Source organism: Microbacterium testaceum (genome assembly GCF_020781835.1).
In the GTDB taxonomy this organism is placed as follows: domain Bacteria; phylum Actinomycetota; class Actinomycetes; order Actinomycetales; family Microbacteriaceae; genus Microbacterium; species Microbacterium testaceum_H.
In genome coordinates this window covers 100,463-121,176 of record NZ_JAJGNJ010000003.1, presented here as the reverse complement: position 1 = coordinate 121,176, position 20,714 = coordinate 100,463, and the positions used below count along the sequence as shown (strand labels likewise).

General features: G+C 72.5%; 19 protein-coding genes and 1 pseudogene. 17 read left to right on the top strand and 3 right to left on the bottom strand.

Going from position 1 to position 20,714, the window contains the following annotated elements; genetic code table 11:
* Positions 1-99: 99 nt before the first annotated feature.
* Entirely contained in the window at positions 100-972 is an 873-nt protein-coding gene (locus tag LL239_RS05405; protein WP_228162434.1) for a LysR family transcriptional regulator, read from the bottom strand.
* Between the two features lie 81 nt (positions 973-1,053).
* Here LL239_RS05405 and LL239_RS05400 point away from each other — a divergent pair, with 81 nt between their 5' ends.
* The 3 genes from LL239_RS05400 (at position 1,054) to LL239_RS05390 (ending at position 4,510) form a co-directional block, all read left to right on the top strand.
* Entirely contained in the window at positions 1,054-2,286 is a 1,233-nt protein-coding gene (locus tag LL239_RS05400) for an MFS transporter (RefSeq protein ID WP_228162433.1), read from the top strand.
* Between the two features lie 212 nt (positions 2,287-2,498).
* Complete coding sequence (locus tag LL239_RS05395; protein ID WP_228162755.1) at positions 2,499-4,016, top strand: DNA-3-methyladenine glycosylase 2 family protein; 1,518 nt, start codon at positions 2,499-2,501, stop codon at positions 4,014-4,016.
* Positions 4,013-4,510, top strand: a complete 498-nt coding sequence (locus tag LL239_RS05390) for a methylated-DNA--[protein]-cysteine S-methyltransferase (RefSeq protein ID WP_228162432.1) — start codon at positions 4,013-4,015, stop codon at positions 4,508-4,510. The genes LL239_RS05395 and LL239_RS05390 overlap by 4 nt, the downstream gene beginning before the upstream one ends.
* Positions 4,511-4,521: 11 nt before the next feature.
* On the opposite strand, the pseudogene LL239_RS05385 reads toward LL239_RS05390, so the two are convergent.
* A pseudogene (locus tag LL239_RS05385) lies at positions 4,522-4,632 on the bottom strand (AraC family transcriptional regulator); the annotation flags it as partial.
* 282 nt (positions 4,633-4,914) lie between these two features.
* Between LL239_RS05385 and LL239_RS05380 the strand changes: the two are divergent.
* The 13 genes from LL239_RS05380 to LL239_RS05330 all read left to right on the top strand — a co-directional run bounded on the left by LL239_RS05380 (position 4,915) and on the right by LL239_RS05330 (position 17,605).
* Positions 4,915-6,804: an ABC transporter ATP-binding protein gene (locus LL239_RS05380; protein ID WP_228162431.1), complete on the top strand. Its 1,890-nt coding sequence runs from the start codon at positions 4,915-4,917 to the stop codon at positions 6,802-6,804.
* Positions 6,801-8,618, top strand: coding sequence for an ABC transporter ATP-binding protein (locus LL239_RS05375; RefSeq protein WP_228162430.1), 1,818 nt, complete (start codon positions 6,801-6,803; stop codon positions 8,616-8,618). The genes LL239_RS05380 and LL239_RS05375 overlap by 4 nt, the downstream gene beginning before the upstream one ends.
* Positions 8,619-8,849: 231 nt before the next feature.
* Entirely contained in the window at positions 8,850-9,911 is a 1,062-nt protein-coding gene (gene mpaB / locus LL239_RS05370; protein ID WP_228162429.1) for a daptide biosynthesis RiPP recognition protein, read from the top strand.
* On the top strand, positions 9,908-11,155 hold the full coding sequence (gene mpaD, locus LL239_RS05365; protein ID WP_228162428.1) for a daptide-type RiPP biosynthesis aminotransferase: 1,248 nt from the start codon (positions 9,908-9,910) through the stop codon (positions 11,153-11,155). Before mpaB ends, mpaD begins: the two co-directional genes overlap by 4 nt.
* A complete protein-coding gene (locus LL239_RS05360) occupies positions 11,152-12,369 on the top strand; it encodes an iron-containing alcohol dehydrogenase (RefSeq protein WP_228162427.1) in 1,218 nt (405 codons plus the stop codon). Before mpaD ends, LL239_RS05360 begins: the two co-directional genes overlap by 4 nt.
* Entirely contained in the window at positions 12,366-12,503 is a 138-nt protein-coding gene (gene mpaA1, locus LL239_RS05355; RefSeq protein ID WP_228162426.1) for an MpaA1 family daptide-type RiPP, read from the top strand. The genes LL239_RS05360 and mpaA1 overlap by 4 nt, the downstream gene beginning before the upstream one ends.
* 50 nt (positions 12,504-12,553) lie before the next feature.
* Positions 12,554-12,682, top strand: coding sequence for an MpaA2 family daptide-type RiPP (gene mpaA2 / locus LL239_RS17765; RefSeq protein ID WP_267188962.1), 129 nt, complete (start codon positions 12,554-12,556; stop codon positions 12,680-12,682).
* Between the two features lie 62 nt (positions 12,683-12,744).
* Positions 12,745-12,867 carry an MpaA3 family daptide-type RiPP gene (mpaA3, locus tag LL239_RS17760; RefSeq protein ID WP_267188961.1) on the top strand — a complete coding sequence of 41 codons (123 nt, stop codon included), beginning with the start codon at positions 12,745-12,747 and terminating at the stop codon, positions 12,865-12,867.
* A 66-nt stretch (positions 12,868-12,933) separates the two neighbouring features.
* A complete protein-coding gene (gene mpaM, locus LL239_RS05350) occupies positions 12,934-13,743 on the top strand; it encodes a daptide-type RiPP biosynthesis methyltransferase (protein WP_228162425.1) in 810 nt (269 codons plus the stop codon).
* A complete protein-coding gene (gene mpaP, locus LL239_RS05345) occupies positions 13,733-15,409 on the top strand; it encodes a daptide biosynthesis intramembrane metalloprotease (RefSeq protein WP_228162424.1) in 1,677 nt (558 codons plus the stop codon). Before mpaM ends, mpaP begins: the two co-directional genes overlap by 11 nt.
* Positions 15,406-16,122 (top strand): ATP-binding cassette domain-containing protein, encoded by a 717-nt coding sequence (locus LL239_RS05340; RefSeq protein ID WP_228162423.1) that lies wholly within the window; start codon positions 15,406-15,408, stop codon positions 16,120-16,122. The genes mpaP and LL239_RS05340 overlap by 4 nt, the downstream gene beginning before the upstream one ends.
* Positions 16,119-16,847: an ABC transporter permease gene (locus tag LL239_RS05335; protein WP_228162422.1), complete on the top strand. Its 729-nt coding sequence runs from the start codon at positions 16,119-16,121 to the stop codon at positions 16,845-16,847. Before LL239_RS05340 ends, LL239_RS05335 begins: the two co-directional genes overlap by 4 nt.
* A complete protein-coding gene (locus LL239_RS05330) occupies positions 16,844-17,605 on the top strand; it encodes a hypothetical protein (RefSeq protein WP_228162421.1) in 762 nt (253 codons plus the stop codon). Before LL239_RS05335 ends, LL239_RS05330 begins: the two co-directional genes overlap by 4 nt.
* 132 nt (positions 17,606-17,737) lie before the next feature.
* Here the strand turns inward: LL239_RS05330 and LL239_RS05325 are convergent, their stop codons facing one another.
* Positions 17,738-18,190 carry a GNAT family N-acetyltransferase gene (locus LL239_RS05325; RefSeq protein WP_228162420.1) on the bottom strand — a complete coding sequence of 151 codons (453 nt, stop codon included), beginning with the start codon at positions 18,188-18,190 and terminating at the stop codon, positions 17,738-17,740.
* A gap of 211 nt (positions 18,191-18,401) precedes the next feature.
* Here LL239_RS05325 and LL239_RS05320 point away from each other — a divergent pair, with 211 nt between their 5' ends.
* Positions 18,402-20,621, top strand: a complete 2,220-nt coding sequence (locus tag LL239_RS05320; protein ID WP_228162419.1) for an NADP-dependent isocitrate dehydrogenase — start codon at positions 18,402-18,404, stop codon at positions 20,619-20,621.
* Positions 20,622-20,714 lie beyond the last annotated feature (93 nt).

Genomic DNA, 20,714 nt, shown 5'->3' with positions numbered 1-20,714 from the left:
CGTCGACCTCGCACGGGTCGGCGCCGCGGTGGCATCCGGGTGCCCGGCAGCCGGGGGCGCCGGGCCCGGAACGACGCCCCGAACCCGGCGGGGGACGCCTCAGCGCGGGGCGTGGATCGCCTCGACGACCGCCTGCACGTGCCGGCGATGCGCGGCCGACGGGCCCACCGTCAGCGAGACGGTCCACGGCGGAAGGTCGTCGGCGACGGCGCGCACGCGGCATCCGGCCTTCGGCACCACGTCGGGGATCACGGCGACGCCGAGCCCGGCGGCGACGTACTCGGGCACGGTGGCGAGCTCGCCGACCTCGGCCACGATGTGCCGGGTCACGCCGCGCCGCTCGAGCTCGCCGTCGAGCTGCACGCGATTGCCGAAGCCGGGCAGCACATCGATCCAGTCGTCGCGGGAGAGCTCCGCCAGGGCGATCGGTCCGTCGACGCGGGCGAGGGGGTGCGCCTCGGGCAGCACCGCGACGTACGGGAACGAGCCGAGGGGGCGGGACACGGCACCGGATGCCGGAGGGAGCGCCGTCAGCGCGAGATCCAGGCGGTCGCGATCGAGGTCGTCGAACAGCCCGCGCGAGCCCAAGGCCGAGACGGTGACCCGGACGTCGACGAGCGGGTGCGAACGGCGCAGACGGCCGAGGATCTCGGGGAGGTCGATGACCCGCAACCCCGCGAAGGTCCCGATCCGCACCAGCCCGCGAACGCCGGTCCCGGACTCGGATGCCACGCCGCGGAGCGTTTCGACGCCGGCCAGCACCGCGCGGGCGTGGGCGAGCAGCGCCTCTCCTTCCGCGGTCGGCCGCACCGCCTTCGTCGAGCGCTCGAACAGGCGCACGCCCAGCTCGCGCTCGAGGCTCGCCAGGCCCGCGGACACGGTGGACTGCGCGGCGAACAGGCGGCCCGCCGCGGCCGTGACGTTGCGCTCGTCGGCCACGGCCACGAAGTACTCCAGCAGTCGGGTCTCCATGACGTGATCATAGACGTGAACGATTGATGCAATCGAAAACGTTCGTTTCCCTCGATGCTCTGCACGCGGCATCCTGACGTCATGACTTCCTCGATCACCCTTCCGGTGGCCGCTCCGGCGACCTCCGCGCGCCTCTCGCACCGGACCGGGTTCTGGGTCACGGCCGCCACGTTCCTCGCGCTCATGGCCTTCAACACGGTGCCGACCCCGCTCTACGCGCTGTACCAGGAGCGGGACGGCTTCCCCACGTTCCTCATCACGGTCATGTTCGCCGCGTACTCGATCGGCGTCATGGCGTCGCTGTACCTCGCCGGCCACCTCAGCGACCGGCTGGGCCGCCGCCCGCTCATCCTCGCGGCCACCGTGCTCGAGATCGCCGCGGCCGTGGTGTTCGTGCTGCGCGCCGATGTCGGGAGCGTCATCGCCGCCCGTCTCGTCGCGGGGCTCGGCATCGGCCTCCTGACGGCCTCGGCCACCGCCCACCTGGCCGATCTGCGGCGCGTGTCGCACCCGGCATCCCCGGGGTTCGCGGCGACCGTCGCGGGGGTGGCGAACATGGGCGGTCTCGCCCTCGGACCCCTGATCGGCGGCCTCTTCGCCGAGTTCACCCCCGCGCCGCTCGTCCTCCCGTACGTCGTCTTCCTCGTCGGGTTCCTCGCCCTCGGCCTCGCCTACGTCTTCGTCCCCGAAACCGTCGAGGTCGACCGCTCCTTCCGCTACCACCCCCAGCGCGTGCGCATCCCCGCGGACGGACGGCGCGCCTACTGGGCGGCGGGGACCGCGGCGTTCGCCGCCTTCGCGGTGACGGGTCTGTTCGGCTCGGTCGCTCCGACCTTCCTCGCCGGGCGGCTGGGCGTCACGGATCATCTCGTCGCCGGGGCCGTGTCGTTCTCGGTCTTCGGCGCGGCTGCGGTGGCTCAGGTGGTCTTCGCGTCCCGTACGACCCGCACGCAGCTGCGGCTGGGGCTCGCCGCCATGATCACCGGACTCGTCGGCCTGGCCGCCGCCGACCTCCTGACCTCCGGCATCCTGTTCGTCGTCGGCGGGATCGTCGCCGGCGCGGGCGTCGGGCTCCTCTTCCGCGGCGCCCTCGCGACCGCCGGGGCGCTCGCGGACCCGCGCACCCGCGGCGAGATCACCTCCGGAGTGTTCCTCCTCGCCTTCGCCGGGATGACGCTGCCGCCCCTCGCGGTCGGTGTCGCACTCCTCGCGCTCCCGCTCGTGCCGGTGTTCCTCGGCTTCGTCGTGCTGGTGCTGGCCCTGGTGGTCTGGGGCGGCGCGGTGATCCTGCGCGAAACTTCGGCGACCGCCTGAGTCGCAGCCCCTGCCCGTGCTCCGCGGCACCCGCCCACACTGTCGAGTGTCCAGGACACGCCGTATACGCCGGGCCCGATGCGGCGTGTCTTGGACACTCGGCGGGGCGCGGCGCCCGGGGGCGCGGCGCCGGGGCCGCACCCCGCGCGTCGGGCATCCTCATGTCCGATTTCCGCCGGACCGTGTCGGCGGTCGGTGGCAGGGTGGATGCCATGACGATCACCGCGACAGGAGCCCGGGGCTTCGACGAGCGCTACCGGGTGATCCAGTCGCGCGACCGGCGCTTCGACGGGCAGTTCGTCACTGCCGTCCGTTCCACCGGCATCTACTGCCGGCCGAGCTGTCCCGCGCGCACGCCGAAAGAGGCGAACGTGACGTTCTACGCGACGTCGGCCGCAGCGCACGAGGCGGGGTACCGCGCGTGCAAGCGCTGCCTTCCCGAGGCCGCGCCCGGCTCGCCGGCCTGGGACGTCCGCGGTGATGTCGCCGCCCGCGCGATGCGCCTCATCGCGGACGGGGTCGTCGACCGCGAGGGCGTCCCCGGGCTCGCACGTCGTCTCGGCTACTCGTCGCGGCACCTCGGTCGACTTCTCACCGCAGAACTCGGTGCCGGCCCGCTCGCCCTGGCTCGGGCGCAGCGCGCCCACACCGCCCGCGCCCTCCTCGTCGGCACCGATCTGTCGTCCGCCGACGTCGCGTTCTCGGCGGGGTTCTCGAGCGTCCGGCAGTTCACCGACACGATCGGCGAGGTCTTCGGCATGTCGCCGACCGCTCTCCGCGCGCGCCGTTCGCGCGCGGCGGGAGAGATCCCCGCCGGCGAGATCGACCTGGCCCTCCCCGCACGCGGACCCATCGATACGGTCGGCCTCTTCGGCTGGATGCGGGCGCACGCGGTGCCCGGGGTCGAGGTCGGCGGCGACGCATCCTTCGCGCGCGTGGTCCGGATGCCGGGAGGCCCGACGTGGTTCGAAGTGCGACGCGACGCCGACTCCCGCCTGCGCCTCCGGGCACGACTCACGGCGCTCGCCGACCTCGGCACCCTCATCGCACGCGTCCGTCGTCTGTTCGACCTCGACGCCGACCCGCTCGCGATCGACGAGGCGCTGGCGCGGCATCCCGAACTCGTTCCCGCTGTCGCCGCGATCCCCGGCGTGCGCGTACCCGGGACGATGGATGCCGCCGAGATGCTGCTGCGAGCCATGATCGGCCAGCAGATCAGCGTTGCGTCTGCGCGCACGCTGCAGGGGCGGCTGTCGGCCGAACTCGGTGAGCGCACCGAGATCGGCGGCACCGCCATGACACTGTTCCCCGACCCGGCGGTCATCGCCGAGCGGGGATTCGACGTGCTCCGCGGGCCCGCGGCGCGGCGGCGCGCGATCGTGGAGGCGGCAGCGGCCCTCGCCGACGGCTCTCTGCCGCTCGGGCCGGGCGACGACGGCGCGGAGCAACGCGCGCGACTCCTCGCGATGCGGGGGATCGGGCCCTGGACCGCCGACTACGTCCGCATGCGGGTGACCGGCGACCCCGATGTTCTCCTTCCCGGTGATGTCGCCGCGCGCGCCGGAGCCGCTTCGCTCGGACTGCCCTTCGACCCGGCCGCGTTCACGGCATGGTCCGAGCGGCTGGCGCCGTGGCGCAGCTATGCGATGGCCCACTACTGGTACGCCGCCCCCGTGACCCAGGCATGGCGCACCCCGACACCCTCGACCGAAAGCGAGCCCGCGCCGTGAGCACCGCGACCCTCCAGTTCCTCGACACCCCCGACGGGCCGTTCGCCATCCTCGCCGACGACGGCGACCGCGTGATCGTCGCGGGGTGGACGGACGACGCGGATGCCGTGCTGGCGCGCTTGCACCCGAGGAACCGCCCCGCCGAGATCGTCACGGGCGAGACGCGGGCCGCCGCGGCCGTCGCGGCGTACTACAACGGCGACCTCGGCGCGATCGACGACGTCGAGGTCGTGCAGTTCGGCACCCCGCTGCAGCAGCGCGGGTGGGCGGCGCTGCGCGCCATCCGCGCCGGCGAGCCGCTCACCTACACCGGCTTCGCGACGGCCCTGGGATCGCCCACAGCCGTCCGGGCGGCGGCATCCATCTGTGCGCGCAATGCGCCCGCGCTGTTCGTGCCGTGCCACCGCGTGCTCCGCGGCGACGGCACGATGGGCGGCTTCGCCTGGGGCGTCGACATCAAGCGCCGTCTGCTCGCGCGCGAAGCCGCGGCCTGACCGGGCAGTCCTCAGACCCGCTCGACGGGGAGCCAGAGCTCGCACGTTGCCGTGCGAAAGTCGGGTGAGCGCTCGAGCACGGCGACGACCGACGGCCCGGGGCGTAGATTCCACGGGTTCGAGGCATCCCTGCTCACGATTTCGAGTCTTGCCCTCAGCCAACTCCCAGGCATATTCTGAAAAGCTGCCGCGCCCCCCGGCGGCTGCGTACCGACCGAGGAGGATGCCATGGACCAGATCGACGCCACCGTCGTGGGTGCCTCTTTCTCCGTCGCGCCCCGCCCCGCCCGTCGCCCGTAGCGCTCCGCCGCTTCCGCGTCGCACGTCCCGGCGGACCCCCGCCGCACTCTGGCATCCCTTTCCCGCGCCACACACCGGCGCGTCGCTTCGACCCCACGAGGATCATGACCACCGCAGAAAACCGCCCTCACCTGTCGACGCTTCGTTCTCTCGCGCGGCTTCTGCCCATCGCGCGGCCCGTGCTGCCACGGCTCGCCCTCGGTGCCGTCAGCGCGCTGGGCGCCAGTGTCCTCGCCCTTGCGATCCCGCTCGTGCTCGAGCAGCTGGTCGCCGGTCCCATCGGCTCGGGCGACCCCGGTCAGCTCGCGTGGGGCGCGCTGCTGGTCCTCGGACTCGGTCTGGCCGAGGCCGGCATGGTGTGGCTGCGCCGGTGGTTCGTCCTCGCCCCGGCGACCAAGGTCGAATACGACCTGCGGCAGTCGTTCTACTCGCGGCTGCAGCGCCTGCCGGTGGCGTTCCACGATCGCTGGCAGTCCGGGCAACTCCTCTCGCGCATGATGCAGGACATCAGCATGCTGCGCCGCTGGCTGGCGTTCGGCCTGATCCTGCTCGTCGTCAACGTGCTGACGATCATGATCGGCGCGGTGCTGCTCTTCCGCTGGCACTGGCTGTTGGGAACGCTGTTCCTGATCGCCTCGGCACCGGTGTGGTACGCCGGCTACCGGTTCGAGAAGCGCTACGGCGCGCTCGCGCGACAGAGCCAGGACCAGGCGGGCGACCTGGCGACCTCGGTGGAGGAGAGCGTCCACGGCATCCGGGTCCTCAAGGCCTTCGGGCGCGGGAAGCACGCGCTGCAGAAGTTCACGCGGCAGGCCGAGTCGTTGCGCGAGACCGAACTCGGCAAGGCACGGGCGATCGGCTGGGTCTGGTTCTGGCTGGTGCTCCTGCCGGATATCGCCTTCGCCGTGTGCCTGGGCGCGGGCATCGTCCTGACCCAGCTCGGAGAGATCCAGGTCGCCGAGCTCGTGGCGTTCTTCGCCATGGCGACCGTGCTGCGCTGGCCGATGGAGTCCATCGGCTTCCTCTTCTCCTTCCTGCTCGACGCGCGCACCGCGACGGACCGCATCTTCGAGGTCTTCGACGAGCAGAACGCGATCGTCGACCCGGCCGAGCCGCGCACGATCACCGAGCCCCGCGGCGAACTGGTGCTCGAGGACGTGCACTTCCGCTATCAGGACGCCGCGGACACCGAGCCGGACCTTCTCGACGGCGTCGACCTGCGTCTGCGCCCGGGGGAGACGATGGCGCTGGTGGGCCTGACCGGGTCGGGCAAGACGACCCTCACGACCCTCCCCGGTCGGCTGTACGACGTCACCGGCGGTCGCGTGCTGCTGGACGGCGTGGACGTCCGCGAGCTCCGGCTCGCCGAGCTGCGGCGGCACGTCGGGATGGCGTTCGAAGACGCCACGCTGTTCTCGCAGACCGTGCGCGAGAACGTGCTCCTCGGTCGGGAGGACCTCCCACCGGGATCGCCCGAAGCCGACGCCGTTCTCCGCGAGGCCCTCGAGGTCGCGCAGGCGCACTTCGTCCATGATCTGCCCGACGGCCTAGACACGGTCATCGGCGAAGAGGGCCTGAGCCTGTCCGGCGGACAGCGCCAGCGCCTGGCGCTCGCCCGGGCGGTCGCGGCGCGCCCCGCCGTGCTCGTCCTCGACGACCCGCTGTCGGCCCTCGACGTCGACACCGAGGCGCTCGTCGAGGATGCGCTGCGCGAGGTGCTCAGCGAGACCACCGCGCTCGTGGTCGCCCACCGTCCCTCGACGGTGACGCTCGCCGATCGGGTCGCGCTGCTGCAGGACGGCCGCATCACGGCCGTCGGCACCCACTCCGACCTGCTGCGGGAGAGCGAGGCCTACCGTCACGTCATCTCGAGCCTCGAGGAGGCCGAGGCCGAGCGCGAGGCGCAGACGGGCGCGATCCCCGTGATCCGCACCGGCACCGACACCGCGGCATCCGCCGACGAACCCTCGTCCACGAAGGAGGCGACCCGATGAGCACCACCACCGTCACCGGGACCAGCGGCGAGGATCGCTCGGACTACACGCGCGAGGAGAGCCGCGCGATCCGCCAGCGCTCTCTGCGGCTTCTCGGCTCGCTCGTGTCGCCGCTGCGCGGGCAGCTTGTGCTGGCCGCCGCGGTGCTCGTGGTCTCGACGGCGCTGCGCGTGGCCGGCCCCGCGCTGATCGCCATCGGCATCGACACGGCCCTGCCCGCGGTGATCCAGAACAACGATTGGATGCCGACGATCCTCGTCGTCGCGATCTATCTCACGGCGGGCATCGGCGGTGCGGTGCTGATCGGGTGGTACGTCGTCGTCGCCGCGCGACTCACCCAGGCGGTCATGCTGGACCTGCGCAAGCGCATCTTCCTGCACACGCAGCGCCTGAGCCTGGAGTTCCACGAGTCGTACACGTCGGGGCGCATCATCTCGCGACAGACCAGCGACCTCGACACGATCCGGGAACTGCTCGACGGCGGCCTCAACGAGCTCGTGTCGGGCGTTCTGTACGGACTCTTCACCCTCGGGGCGCTGTTCCTCATCGACTGGCAGTCGGGCCTGGTGCTGACCGTCATGGGGATCCCGCTGTACCTCCTGATGCGGTGGTTCTACGGCCGGTCGCAGGTGATCTACCGCGAGTCCCGGGTGATCAGCGCACAGGTCATCGTGAAGTTCGTCGAGACCATGACCGGCATCCGCGCCGTGAAGGCGTTCCGCAAAGAGCCGCGCAACGACGAGGAGTTCGGCGACCTCGCGGGCCAGTATCGCGACGTGAACATGCGCTCGATCCGCCTGTTCGGCACCTTCGAGCCGGGCCTCATGGCGGTGGCGTCCGTCTCGGTCGCCCTCGTCCTGCTGTGGGGCGGCGGGCGGGTGATCGGCGGCGCGCTCGAGATCGGCGTGCTGGCGGCGGCCGTCCTCTACGTGCGGAACTTCTTCGCGCCGCTGCAGGAGGTCGCGTTCTTCCTCAATTCGTTCCAGTCCGCCACGGCGGCGCTCGAGAAGGTGTCGGGCGTGCTGGAGGAGGAGCCGACGGTGCCCGATCCCACCGACCCCGTCGACCTGTGGACCGCGCGCGGTCACGTGCGGTTCGACGAGGTGACCTTCGGCTACTCCGAGGACCGCGTCATCCTGCCGCACTTCTCGCTCGACATCCCCGCGGGACAGACCATCGCGCTCGTCGGCACCACCGGCGCCGGCAAGTCCACGCTCGCGAAACTCGTGTCGCGGTTCTACGACCCGACGAAGGGCTCCGTCACCCTCGACGACGTCGATCTGCGTCGTCTGCACCCCAAGGACCTGCGCCGGGCGATCGTCATGGTGACGCAGGAGGCGTACCTGTTCAGCGGAACGGTGGCCGACAACATCGCCCTCGGCAAACCCGACGCGACGATGGACGAGATCCGGGCTGCGGCGCGGGCCGTGGGTGCCGAGGGGTTCATCGAGAAGCTCCCCGACGGCTACGACACCGATGTCAACAAGCGGGGCGGCCGCGTGTCGGCGGGTCAGCGGCAGTTGATCTCGTTCGCGCGCGCGTTCCTCGCCGACCCCGCGGTGCTGATCCTCGACGAGGCCACCGCGTCGCTGGACATCCCCAGCGAGCGGCTCATCCAGGACGCCCTGCAGACGCTGCTGGCCGACCGGACGGCGATCATCATCGCGCACCGGCTCTCCACGGTGGCGATCGCCGACCGCGTGCTCGTGATGGAGCACGGCCGCATCATCGAGGACGACACCCCCGAAGCGCTCATCGCCGGCACGGGGAAGTTCGCGCAGTTGCACGCCTCGTGGCGGGAGTCGCTCGTCTGAGCGAGGGAGGAGGGATGCCGGCCCCGAGGCCGTGGCATCCCTCCTCCTCTCCGTCTGGACGTGACTCCGGCGACGAGCGCTGGTGATCGCTGCGACCAGACCGGGTGATTCGGCCTCCCCGACCCTCGCCCGCGCGCGAGGACATGTATACATTCACTCTCGGCCCCCCGCCCTGCGGAGGGTCTCCGCGCTCCGGAAGTGCGCGGAGGAGCGGCGAGGGGGATGTGTCCGGTGACCCGAGGGGCAGTCGACGCGCGGGATGCGCGCATCGTGGTCGAGTGGATCACGGGACGACACGTGTCGTTCCGGCGGGCGGTGTTCTGCGCCGCGGGGGCGCCGGACGGCCTGGCGGCGGCGCTCGATACCGACGATGTCGTGCTCGCGCCCACGGGTGCGCCGGTCGAGTCCGCTGCGCGAGTCGTCCGGTACGACGGCGTGTTCGACGACGTCGGTGACGTCCTCCACGTCGCGGGGCACGCGGTCGAGCTGCAGCACTACGCCTCGGCCGCCTACGTCGAGCTGGTCGGCCCCACTGCGATGCGTTTCCTCGACGCCGACGGATGGCGGGCGTTCCTCGACGACGCCGACCTCGCGCGCGGGTCGGGTGTCTTCGCCGCGCCGCTGACCGACGCCCGCCTGCGCCTCGCGGACGCGGACGTGTTCCGGGCACCGTTCGACCGGGCGGCGCCGCGTTCCCTGCACGTGCACGCCGATGGGCGCGTCACCGCCGGAGCCCAGGGCACGGTGCTCGGGACGGTCGACGACGCCGCCGACCTGCTGGTGACGCCCCGTCCGAACTGGACGGCGTTCGCGGGGATCGCCGAGCCGGACGGCGTGGTCCACGATCTCGCGGCACGGCCGTGGCTCGGGCGGTACGTGGGGGCGGCGGAACTGGCCGGCATCCTCGGCCTCGAGTCCGGCTCCGGACGCATCGACGGCTTCGGATGGTCCGCCCTCCCGGAAGCCCCGGGCGACGCGATGGCGCATCCCGACGACCCCTTCCTCGTGGCGACGTCCGGGGGCGTGGTGCTCGCCGACCTGCGTACCCGCCGCCGCCAGCTCCTTCCCGAGGCGACCGTCACGGTCGTGGCGGCCCTGCAGACCTCGCCCGATCCGTCACGGGCCGAGGAGCGCGTCGCGCGGGCACTCGTCCTCTCCGCCGCGCATGCCCGCCGGCTCTGTGCCGAGGCGCGAGAGCGCCTCGGCGTGCGGCCCGGGGTGCCGACGCACCCGCTCGACGCGCGAGCGCCCGGGACGGCCGCCGTCGACGTGCGCGTCGGGGGAGGGGCGTGAATCCCGTCTGGCCGGCGCTGTCGCCCGTGGACACGCCGTTCGCTCCCGACCGGGTCGCGGTCGAGGCGCGGGGCCACCGCGTCCGGTTCGCCGACGGGGCCGAGCGTCTGTGCGCGACGAGCGGGCTGTGGAACGTGCCGCTGGGCTACGGTCATCCCGGCGTGGCCGAGGCGGTCGCGAAGGCGTTGCGCGACGCGTCGTACCTCACCCTCTTCCGCGCCGTGCATCGTCCGGCTCAGGAAGCGGCGGCGGCCCTGCTGGACCTGGCCGGACCCGACGCCTACCGCCGCGTGATCTTCTCCACCTCGGGCGGCGCGGCCAACGACGCCGTCATGAAGCTCGCGCGCCAGTACCAGATCGAACGCGGCGAGCCGGCCCGCGCCCTGGTCGTGGGTCTGCGCGGCAGCTATCACGGCACGATGTACGGCAGCCACGCGCTCAGCGGCGATGCCCTCGCCCAGGGCGTGTACGCGCTGGACCGTCGCGCCGTGCGGCACGTCGACGCGACCGACCCCGGCGAGTTCGAGGCCCTGGCGCGCCGCGAGGGTGCGCGCATCGCCGCGGTGGTCGTCGAACCGGTGCTGGGCAGCGGCGGTCACCCCGTCGCGCCGGAGGTCATCGACACGGTGCTCGATCTGCGCGACGAGCACGGGTTCCTCCTCGTCGCCGACGAGGTCGCGACGGGCTTCGCACGCACCGGACCGCTGTTCGCCTCGGGGGGATGGTCCCGTCGCCCCGACCTGCTCGTGCTGTCCAAGGCCCTGACCAACGGTGCCCTGGGTGCCGCGGCCATCCTCGTGGGGCCTCGCGTCGTGTCGGTGTTCTCCGATCGTGGGGCGACGTTCGTGCACGGCGAGACGCAGGCGGGCACCCCCGCGGTAGCGGCGGCCATCCGGGCGGTGACGGAGGAGATCCGCCGCACCGACGTTCTGGCCGCCGCAGCGCGCGTGAGCGCCGGGGTGCGGGCGCTCGCCGACGCTCTCGTCCGCGACGGGCTCGCCGTCGAGGTGCGCGGGCGCGGAGCGTTCCTGGCCGTGGCCCTGACCGACGCCGCGGGTGCGCGACTCGCCGCCGCCCGTGTTCCGGATGCCGTCGCCGCCATCGCCGACGCCGGGGCGATCGTGCACCCGGGGGTGGATGGCATCCAGCTCATCCCCGCGTACGGGTACGACGCCGCCGACCTCGCGGAGCTCGACACCGCGATCCGCGCCGGTCTGGCACGGCCGGCGGAGGATCCCTCATGACGGTGGTCGCGCCGCGTCGACGGTCCACGCTGGTCGCCGGTTCGTCCATCACCCGGGCCGCGTGCGCCGAAGCCACGGCGGGACGCCGGACGGCGGTCGTGGTCGACGCCCGGCTGGCGTCGCTGGCCGATGGTCTGGGCCGGCCCGTGGACCTCGTGTCGTTGGATCCCCGAACCGCGGATGCCGCGACCGTCGCGGCCCTCGCCTCGCGCTGGCGGCGGAAGCGGGTGCAAGCGGTGGTGGCCGTCGGTGGGGGAACGGTGCTCGACGCCGCCGCGGTCGCCGCGATCGGCGTCGCGGCCCCCGCGACACTGGCGTGGGCGCTCGAACGGGCCGAGCGCGTCGCGGTCGTCCCGCTCCCCGCGCCCGAGCGTGCGGCGATCGACGTCGTCGCGGTGCCCACGACCGTGGGGACGTCGGCGGAGTCGAACGCGGTCGCGGTCGTCCGCACCGTCCACGGGCATCGGCTCATCGTCGGTGAGGCGGTGCGTCCGCGTCATGCCGTGCTCGACGCGGTCCACTATGCGTCGCTGTCCGCGCGCGACGTGCGAGCCGGGTGCCTCGAGGCGATCCTGCGCCTTGCGGGAGCCTGCACCGCCGCGCGCGCCCATCCGCGCGCGAACGCCCACGCGGTCGCGATCGCGCGCGCCCTCCTCGCGCTCGGTGACAGCGGGCTGCCGCCCGCGTCACGGTTGCGCGTCGCTCGCTGGAGCGCGGCCACGCAGCGCAGCGCCGCACTGCGCGGCCGCGCGCCTTTCAGCCCCCGCCACTGGTACCTCGCCAACGAGGTGTCCTTCGTCGCCCGAACGACGAAGATGCGGGCGACGGCCTCCGTCGTCTCCCGCGTGTGGCAGCGCATCGAGGACGGCGACACCCGCTGGGGGTCGTCCGGGCCGTTGGAGGCGTTCTGGCGCGAGGTGGTCCGTGACGCGCGGCTCCCTCTCGCTCCGGCGGCCGGCATCGAGGCCCTCGTCGCGCGCTGGGGGCTGCCGCTCGCACCGCGACCCGACGCGGACGCCCTGACGTCGATGGCCGTCCGGGCGGAGCGGTGGTGGGGCGGGCGGGGGCCGGCGCTGAAGGGCCTCACCGCCCTGGACGTCCGCGACGTGCTGGAAGGGGCGTGGTGGGACCCGAACCCGCCCGGTGCCCTCCGCGAGTCCCGGCCCCGCCCGCTGGCGAACACGCTCGAGGCGAGGGGAGGTGATGAATCATGACGACTCCCGTCCTTGCGGCGCCGCTGCAGTTCGAGGAGCTCGACGCGCTCGAGACCCCGAGCTGGGAGAGCTTCTACCAGGGCGTCCTGAGCGGCCTGGCCGTGGTCGGCATCGGCATCGCGATCGCCACCTGAGTCGCCGAGCCCGCCGAGCCCTCCGACCACCGACCCCTCGAGGAGGTGACATGCATATGACTTCCGCGCTGGAGTTCGTCGAGCTCGACTCGATGGACGCGCCCGACGACGGATGGGACTGGTTCCGCGGCTTCAGCTACGGAGTGGCCCTCGGGTTCCTCGCCCTGTCCGCCACGTGAGCGCCGCTGCGGATGCCCCGACCGTCGGCATCCCGCTCTTCCCGCACCCGAGGAGGTGACACATGCAGAACGAACTCGCTCTGCGCTTCGAAGAACTCGACGCGCTCGACGCGCCGATGGAGTGGTGGGAGCACGCGACGTACATCATCGCCATCGCCGCGGCGACCGTCGCCATCGCCACCTGAGCGCCGTCGAGGGGGAGACGCCACGCGTACCCCCTCGACGGTCCCCCCGACCCCGAACGAGGACACATGACCGCTCCGCTGACCGACTCTGTTCGCCGTCGCCTGGCCGAGGCCGGGTGCGTCGCCGAACCCGGCGATATCTACGCCGGCGACGGCGCACGGTTCTACGACGACCTCGTCGGCCCCGATCGATCGGAGATCCGCGAGGTGCTCCACGTGGCGCGGCGTCACGGTGCGGCCGTGCTCGATCTCGCGGCCGGAAGCGGCCGGATCACGCTCCCGCTCCTGCGCGCGGGCAAGAGCGTCACGGCGCTCGACTTCTCACCCGACATGCTCGCACGGCTGCGAGCGGCTCTTCCGGCCACCGCGTCGTGCGAGCTCGTCGTGGCCGACATGTGCGAGGCCGACCTCGGGCGGCGATTCGACCTCATCGTGCTCGCGGCCACCTCGATCACCCTTCTCGGCCCGGCAGACCGCCGCCGACTGTACGCCGTGGTGCGCCGACACCTCGCCCCCGCCGGGACGTTCCTGCTGTCGGTCGCGGGAGCCGCCGCGCAGCGGGCGCTCCGGGCCGCGACCGACCGCGAGATCTCGGTCGGCTCGACGGTGTACCTGCAGTCCCAGCAGGTCGAGGCGGACGGTTCGCGCCGGATCGTCAACTGGATGCCGCTCCCGCTCCCTCCCGCGCCGGGGGCGGTGCCCGTGCTGACCACAAGCTTGCAGCTCCTCGACGCGGCGGCGGTGGCGTCGGAGCTGCGGGATGCCGGGTTCCTCGCGCCCGAGGTCCTCCCGGTGCGGACCAACGGCGTCGCCCCGGGCGAAGGCATGGTGCTGCTGAGCGTCCGGGTCGACGACGGAGCAGACCATGACACGTGAGTTGCTCGCCCCCGGTGAGGCCGAACCTCCGCGGTTGTCCGAGTCCGTGCGCATCGAGCCGTCGGCCGATGGTGCGTACTGGCTCGTCAGCGTCGAAGGGGTCCCCGTCTCCCGGGCATCGGGGGCGGTTGCGGCGACCCTCCGGGCGATGGACGGCGTCACGGGTCTCGACGAGCTGCGCCGCCGATTCGCCCCCGACCAGACGCCGGACGCCTTCGCCGATCTGGTCGAGAGGTTTCGTCGAGCCGGGCTGCTGCGGGGCTCCGAGCGCCGCATCACGGGGCGCGTGACGTACCGGCCGCCGCTGACGGTCCAGTTCGCGACGCTCCGGGCGCCTCAGATCTTCGACAGTCTCCATCGCGTGCTCCGGCCGTTCCTGCGGCGCGGGCTCCTGTGGTCCGCGGCAGCGTTCGTCGTGGCCGGCGCCGTCGCGCTGGCCGTACAGGCCGACGCCGCGCTTGCGGCCCTGTCGTCGCCGCTGCCGTGGCGTGACGTCCTCATCGTCACCGCGGTGCTCGTTGTCGCCACGTTCGCGCACGAGGCCGCCCACGGTGTCACGCTCGTGCACGGAGGCGCGCGCCCGCGCCGGGCCGGCGTCATGCTGTTGTACCTCGGGCCGGCGTTCTTCGTCGATGTGACCGATGCGTGGCGTCTGCCCTCGCGTGCCGCCCGCGCCGCCGTCGCGCTCGCCGGCCCGGCCGTGCACGCCGTGCTCGCCGGTACGGCGGCGCTGGCCGCGCTCGTCGCGGCCGACGTCGATCTGCGGCGGACCCTCCTCGTCCTGGCGTGCGCCTGCGGCACGGTCGTCGGCGTGAACCTCGTGCCCTTCGTCCGCTTCGACGGGTACATCGCCCTGATGAGCGCACTGGACGAGCCGAACCTGCGCGCACGCACGATGGCGGATGCCGCGGACGGTGTGCGGAGGCTGGTCTTCGGCGGGCAGAGGTCGCCGCGCGCCTTCGACCGGTGGTGGAGCGTGCCCTTCGGCGTCCTGAGCGCTGTCGTTCCCGCCGCCCTGGTCTGGTTCGCCGTCGAACGGGCGGTGCGCGCGCTCGACGGGACGGGGCCGGTGGGCGCCTTCGTCGTGCTCGCGCTCGAGGCCGCGGTCCTCGTCGCCGTGGGAGCGGTGGTGGCGCGCTGGGTCGCCCGTGGCTGGGCGCGTGGCCGCAGCCGGGCGAGGTTCCTGGTGATCAGCGGTGTCGCCGTCGCCGCCGTCCTGGCCGTCGCCGCCGTCCTCCCCGTCGACGACGTGCGCACGCTCGGCTTCACCACGACGGGCGACCGCGTCGTCCTCGCTGTGCCGGACGGGTCTTCGGGGGACGTGTCCCTCGCCGACGGCGTCCCGGTCGAGCTCACCACCAACGGCATCCTCGCCGACGCCCACCTCGCCACCGGGGTGGTCCGTGCCGAGTCCCCCCGCCGGCGCGGCGTCCCGTTGTCGGCGTTTGCGCCGGTCGAGGTGGCGGGCATCGAGGTGGACGCCGTGGCCGTGGGCACCGCCGAGGTCCCCGACGGGACGGCTCTCCCCTCATCCGGCCGGGCGGCGGTGCGTGTGGGCACCCGGTCCCTGCTCGACGCCGTTTGGACGTCGCACATCGCACAACCGGCCGCTGTGCTCTTCCCGTTCCTGATTCCCCCGATGCCCCAGACGAAAGAGGCCCGATGAACGATCACGCCCTCGAGGTGCGCCACCTCACCAAGACCTACGGTTCCCGCACCGCGGTCGACGACGTCTCGTTCGCTGTCCGGCGCGGCAGCATCGTCGGACTGCTCGGGCCGAACGGGGCCGGAAAATCCACGACGCTGCGCACGATCGTCGGCCTCGCGGCACCGACCCGCGGAGAGGCCCTCGTCGACGGAGTCCCGTTCGCGCGGCTGACCCAGCCGTCGGCTCACATCGGCGTGCACATGGACGGCTTCGGCTTCGAGGTGGGCATCACGGCCCGTCGGCACCTCGAGATCGTACGGCTCGCCGTCGGCGCTCCCCGCCGCCGGGTCGACGAGGTGCTGGACGAGGTCGGGCTCGCCGGCGACGCCCGTCGCCGCGTGAAGTCCTTCTCGACGGGCATGGTGCAGCGGCTGGGGCTCGCGACCGCGCTCATCGGCGCGCCACGGACGCTCGTGCTCGACGAGCCCTCGAACGGCCTCGATCCCGATGGCATCCGCTGGCTCCGCCGGTATCTCCGCGCGTTCGCCGACGCCGGTGGAACTGTCCTGGTCTCGAGTCATCAGCTTCCCGAACTGGAGCACACGGTCGACGAGGTCGTGATCCTGCAGCAAAGGGTCCTCTACTCCGGTGCACTGGGCGACCTCGTCCACGGGGACGGCGACTCCCTCGAGGGGCGCTACTTCGACCTCGTCGAGGGGCGCGGCGTATGATCCGCGCCGCCTGGGCCGAGATGCTGCGCGCGCGCAGCGGCAGGAACACCCTCGCTGTGCTGCTCCTCGCGGCGTTCATCCCCGTCATCGTGCTCACCGGCGACGACACCCTCGGACGGATGACGTCGCTGGATGCCGGGACGGCGGCGTCGCTCACCTTCGCACCGCTGGCGTGGTCCTTCGTCGTGGCCGCCTTCGCGGGAGCGTTCGGCGTGACGCGCGAGTTCTACTACGGGTCGATGGAACGCACGATCGTGCTGCTCGGGTTCCCCCGCGCCTTCATCGGAAAGGCGATCGCGGCGGTCGCCGTGGGACTGGTTCTCGCGCTCGGGGTCGCGACGGCGTGGTTCGCGGTCGTGGCGGTCGTGCTGGGGGTGAACGGCCTGGCCTTCGCGCCGACGGCGGCGGTCGTGCGCACCGTGGCCGGTGTCGTCCCCGGGGCTGCGCTGGGGGCGGTGATGGGCGCGTCGATCGGGTGGATCGTCGGCAACTACTACGTCGCGGCCGCGATCGTGCTGGCGGGCCCCATCGCGTTCGAGCTGGCCTTCCTGGGCACCGCGCCCGACGTCGCCCGATTCCTCCCCGGGTTGTCGTTGGCCGCACTCGCCTCGCCGCAGAACCACCCGGACCTGCTCTCTCCGGGCGTCGGCCTGGCGGTCGCCGTGGGATGGACGCTCGTCCTCACGGTTCTCGCCGGGGTCATCGGAAGACGGCGTTTCGTATGACGGCGGCGACGTCGTTCGCGGTCCCGTTGCGGCGGGCGCTGGCGGCGCAGGCGCGCAGCGCGGCCGGCGACCTGGTACTGGTGGGTGTGTGCGCGGCGGCGCTCGTGCTGTCGGCCTCGATCGCCGCCAACGTGCCCGCCGACCTCGCCGGCGCCCCCGATGACGTCAAGGCGTCAGCCGCGGCGCCGATCTCGACCGCGATCGGGGTGTATTCGGCCGTCCTGGCGGCGATCTACGGTTCGTTCCGCTACACGACCGACCGGCGGGCGGGTGTCGTGGCCCAGCGTGCGACGTTGCTGCCGCGACCCTGGACCCTCGCCGGGCGTCTGCCGTTCACGGCGCTCGGGGGTGCGATCGTGGCGGCTGCGGCGGTGCTCGGCGGACGCCTCGCGCTCTCTCCGACCTTCGGCGTCATCGGTCTGGACGCCGGCGGGGTCGTCGCCTCCCTCGTCGTCGGCGCCGTCGCCGCGCTCTGGGGTATGAGCGTCGGACTGATCGTGCAAGCGCATCTGCCGTCGTTGTTCGCCGCCCCGCTGTCGCTGAGCGCGGCGTTCCTCGCGGCCCCGCTCTGGCCCTCGGTCGCCGCGTGGCTGCCGCTGCCGGTCCTCCTTCGGGCGGCGGGCCACGACCTGGCGCCCGTGGGCATCGAGTCCGCCCTGGGTCCCGCGCCCGCACCCGCGACGGCTCTCGCCGCGGTGTGGGTCGCAGCCGCGACGGGCGCCGGTGCGTGGACCTACCTCCGTCGCGACCTCCGCTGACCGGCATCCGGTACGGGGAGGGCATGCCCGGCGCTGACCGGCATCCGGTGCGTGGAGGGCGTGTTCGGCGCTGACCGGGCGTGAACGGCGCGGTCGCGAAGCGGTGAGGCGTGGCGCGGAGGCGCCGTGCGCTCAGACGCGGACGCGGGCGATGACCTCGCCGTACTCGGTCTCGCCGACGGGCTCGAACCCGGCGCGCAGGAAGAACGCCTCGGGCCCGCCGACACCGGGCTCGTAGATGACATCGACGTGGTCCATGCCGCGCGACCGCGCCTCGTCGAGGAGTGCGCGCAGGGCGAAACGGCCGACACCGCGGCCCTGCTCGTCGGCGTCGACGTTGATGCGCCACAGCACCGACCGGAAGTGCTCCTCGTGCGCCTCCGGGTCGAAGTTCGCGCTCACGAAGCCGACGACCTCGTCGCCGTCGAGCACGACCCGCTGCCACGACGTCTGGGGGTTCATCACCGTGGCGGCGATCCCGTAGCTCACCGGAGCGAGGAACTGTTCCTGCCCGGGCTTCAGCGACAGCGTGTTCACCGCCACGATCGTGGAGGCGGAGAGTTCGACGAGACGAAGGTCGGCCATGCGCCCAGGCTATCCGCCCGGCCGATCCGCGCAACATCCCGGAGCAGATCCCGGGGCGGGCATCCCGCGGCGCGTCCCGCACGGCCGCTTGCCGCGCCGGCACCCTCGGTCGGCGGCGCCGACCGTCCGCAATTATCTCGACATCAAGAGACTTTGCGCCGGTGCGATAGGCTGAAGCGCATCCCTGGCCGCCTCTACGGAGAGATTCGACGTGCCCGATTCCACCATCATCTACACGTACACCGACGAGGCGCCGGCGCTCGCGACCGCGTCGTTCCTGCCCATCGTGCAGGCCGTCACGACGCAGGCGGGCGTCGACGTCGAGACCCGCGACATCTCGCTCGCCGGTCGTATCCTCGCCGCCTTCCCGCAGCGCCTCACCCCCGAGCAGCACGTGGGTGACGCGCTCGCCGAACTCGGCGGCCTCGCCACCCTCCCCGAGGCGAACATCATCAAGCTGCCGAACATCTCGGCATCCATCCCGCAGCTCAAGGCGGCGATCGCCGAGCTGCAGTCGCAGGGATACGACATCCCCGACTATCCCGACGACCCCTCGAGCGTCGAAGACAAGGACGTGCGGGCGCGGTACGACCGCATCAAGGGCTCGGCGGTCAACCCGGTGCTGCGCGAGGGCAACAGCGACCGTCGTGCGCCGCTCGCGGTGAAGAACTACGCGAAGAAGCACCCGCACCGCAACAAGCCCTTCGCCGAGGGCTCGAAGACCCGCGTCGCGACCATGGGCCACGATGACTTCAAGAGCAACGAGAAGTCGTGGGTCGCCGCCCACGACGACGTGCTCACCATCCGTCACACCGCCGAAGACGGCACGGTCACCGTCCTCAAAGACAACCTGAAGGTCCTCCCGCGCGAGATCGTGGATGCCACGTTCCTCTCGGCCGGCGCCCTGGACGCGTTCCTCGCCGAGACCGTGGCGCAGGCCAAGGCCGACGACGTGCTGTTCTCGGTGCACCTGAAGGCGACGATGATGAAGGTCAGCGACCCGATCATCTTCGGTCACGTCGTGAAGGCGTACTTCGCCGACGTGTTCGCGCAGTACGGCGAGAAGCTCGCCGCCGCCGGGCTCAACCCCAACAACGGCCTGGGCGGCATCCTGTCGGGTCTGTCGTCGGTCGACGGCGGCGACGAGATCGCGGCGGCGTTCGAGAAGGCCGTCGACGACGCCGCCCGCCTGTCGTACGTCAACTCCGACAAGGGCATCACGAACCTGCACGTCCCCTCGGACGTCATCGTGGATGCCTCGATGCCCGCGCTCATCCGCAACGGCGGGAAGCTGTGGGGCGCCGACGGGGGAGAGGCCGACACGCTCGCCGTGATCCCGGACTCCTCGTACGCGGGGGTCTACCAGGCCGTGATCGACGATGTGATCGCCAACGGCCCGCTGAACCCCGCGACCATCGGCACCGTCCCCAACGTCGGCCTCATGGCTCAGGCGGCCGAGGAGTACGGCAGCCACGACAAGACATTCGAGATCGCCGCGGCCGGCCGCGTGGAGATCGTCGACGGCGACGGCAACGTCGTCATCGAGCACGACGTGCAGCCGGGCGACATCTGGCGCGCGACGCAGACGAAGTACGTCGCGATCGTCGACTGGGTGGGCCTGGCCGTGCGTCGCGCGCGCGCCACGAACGTCCCGGCCGTCTTCTGGCTCGACGTCAACCGCGCGCACGACGCCCAGATCATCGCGAAGGTCTACCAGGCGCTCGCGACCATCGACACGCACGGCCTCGAGATCCTCATCCTCCCGCCCGCGGAGGCGACCCGCTACACGCTGGCCCGCCTGCGCCACGGTCTCGACACCATCTCGGTGACGGGCAACGTCCTGCGTGACTACCTCACCGACCTGTTCCCGATCCTCGAGGTCGGCACGAGCGCCAAGATGCTCTCGATCGTCCCGCTCCTCGCCGGCGGCGGACTCTTCGAGACCGGTGCGGGCGGTTCCGCACCCAAGCACGTGCAGCAGCTCCTCGAAGAGGACTACCTGCGCTGGGACTCGCTCGGCGAGTTCTTCGCGCTCGCGGCCTCGCTCGAGCACTACGCCGGCTTCACCGGCAACGCCCGCGCGCAGGTGCTGGCCGACACGCTGGACGCCGCGACCGGCACGTTCCTCGAGAACGACAAGTCGCCCGGCCGCGCGCTCGGCACGATCGACAACCGCGGCAGCCACTTCTACCTCGCCCTGTACTGGGCGCAGGAGCTGGCGCAGCAGACGACGGATGCCGAGCTCGCCGCGGTCTTCGCGCCGGTGGCCGAGGCCCTCGCCGCGAACGAGTCGACCATCGTCGAGGAACTCCTCGCCGTGCAGGGCCACCCGGCCGACATCGGCGGTTACTACCGCCCCGACTCGACGCTGGTCGAGAAGGTCATGCGTCCGTCCGCGACGCTGAACGGGATCATCGACGCGCTGCGCTGACACGCGGAACAGGAGAGGGGCGGATGTTACTGGCATCCGCCCCTCTCGTGTTCTCGCGCCGCATAACTCCGGCGGAACCCCGGCGGGTGGGGC

What these genes read in the sequence shown, in the direction of transcription:
- LL239_RS05405 (WP_228162434.1), bottom strand. Translation starts at nt 972, where the DNA reads ATGGAGACCCGACTGCTGGAGTACTTCGTGGCCGTGGCCGACGAGCGC.
- LL239_RS05400 (WP_228162433.1), top strand. Translation starts at nt 1,054, where the DNA reads ATGACTTCCTCGATCACCCTTCCGGTGGCCGCTCCGGCGACCTCCGCG.
- LL239_RS05395 (WP_228162755.1), top strand. Translation starts at nt 2,499, where the DNA reads ATGACGATCACCGCGACAGGAGCCCGGGGCTTCGACGAGCGCTACCGG.
- LL239_RS05380 (WP_228162431.1), top strand. Translation starts at nt 4,915, where the DNA reads ATGACCACCGCAGAAAACCGCCCTCACCTGTCGACGCTTCGTTCTCTC.
- LL239_RS05375 (WP_228162430.1), top strand. Translation starts at nt 6,801, where the DNA reads ATGAGCACCACCACCGTCACCGGGACCAGCGGCGAGGATCGCTCGGAC.
- LL239_RS05360 (WP_228162427.1), top strand. Translation starts at nt 11,152, where the DNA reads ATGACGGTGGTCGCGCCGCGTCGACGGTCCACGCTGGTCGCCGGTTCG.
- mpaA1 (WP_228162426.1), top strand. Translation starts at nt 12,366, where the DNA reads ATGACGACTCCCGTCCTTGCGGCGCCGCTGCAGTTCGAGGAGCTCGAC.
- mpaA2 (WP_267188962.1), top strand. Translation starts at nt 12,554, where the DNA reads ATGCATATGACTTCCGCGCTGGAGTTCGTCGAGCTCGACTCGATGGAC.
- mpaA3 (WP_267188961.1), top strand. Translation starts at nt 12,745, where the DNA reads ATGCAGAACGAACTCGCTCTGCGCTTCGAAGAACTCGACGCGCTCGAC.
- mpaM (WP_228162425.1), top strand. Translation starts at nt 12,934, where the DNA reads ATGACCGCTCCGCTGACCGACTCTGTTCGCCGTCGCCTGGCCGAGGCC.
- mpaP (WP_228162424.1), top strand. Translation starts at nt 13,733, where the DNA reads ATGACACGTGAGTTGCTCGCCCCCGGTGAGGCCGAACCTCCGCGGTTG.
- LL239_RS05340 (WP_228162423.1), top strand. Translation starts at nt 15,406, where the DNA reads ATGAACGATCACGCCCTCGAGGTGCGCCACCTCACCAAGACCTACGGT.
- LL239_RS05335 (WP_228162422.1), top strand. Translation starts at nt 16,119, where the DNA reads ATGATCCGCGCCGCCTGGGCCGAGATGCTGCGCGCGCGCAGCGGCAGG.
- LL239_RS05330 (WP_228162421.1), top strand. Translation starts at nt 16,844, where the DNA reads ATGACGGCGGCGACGTCGTTCGCGGTCCCGTTGCGGCGGGCGCTGGCG.
- LL239_RS05325 (WP_228162420.1), bottom strand. Translation starts at nt 18,190, where the DNA reads ATGGCCGACCTTCGTCTCGTCGAACTCTCCGCCTCCACGATCGTGGCG.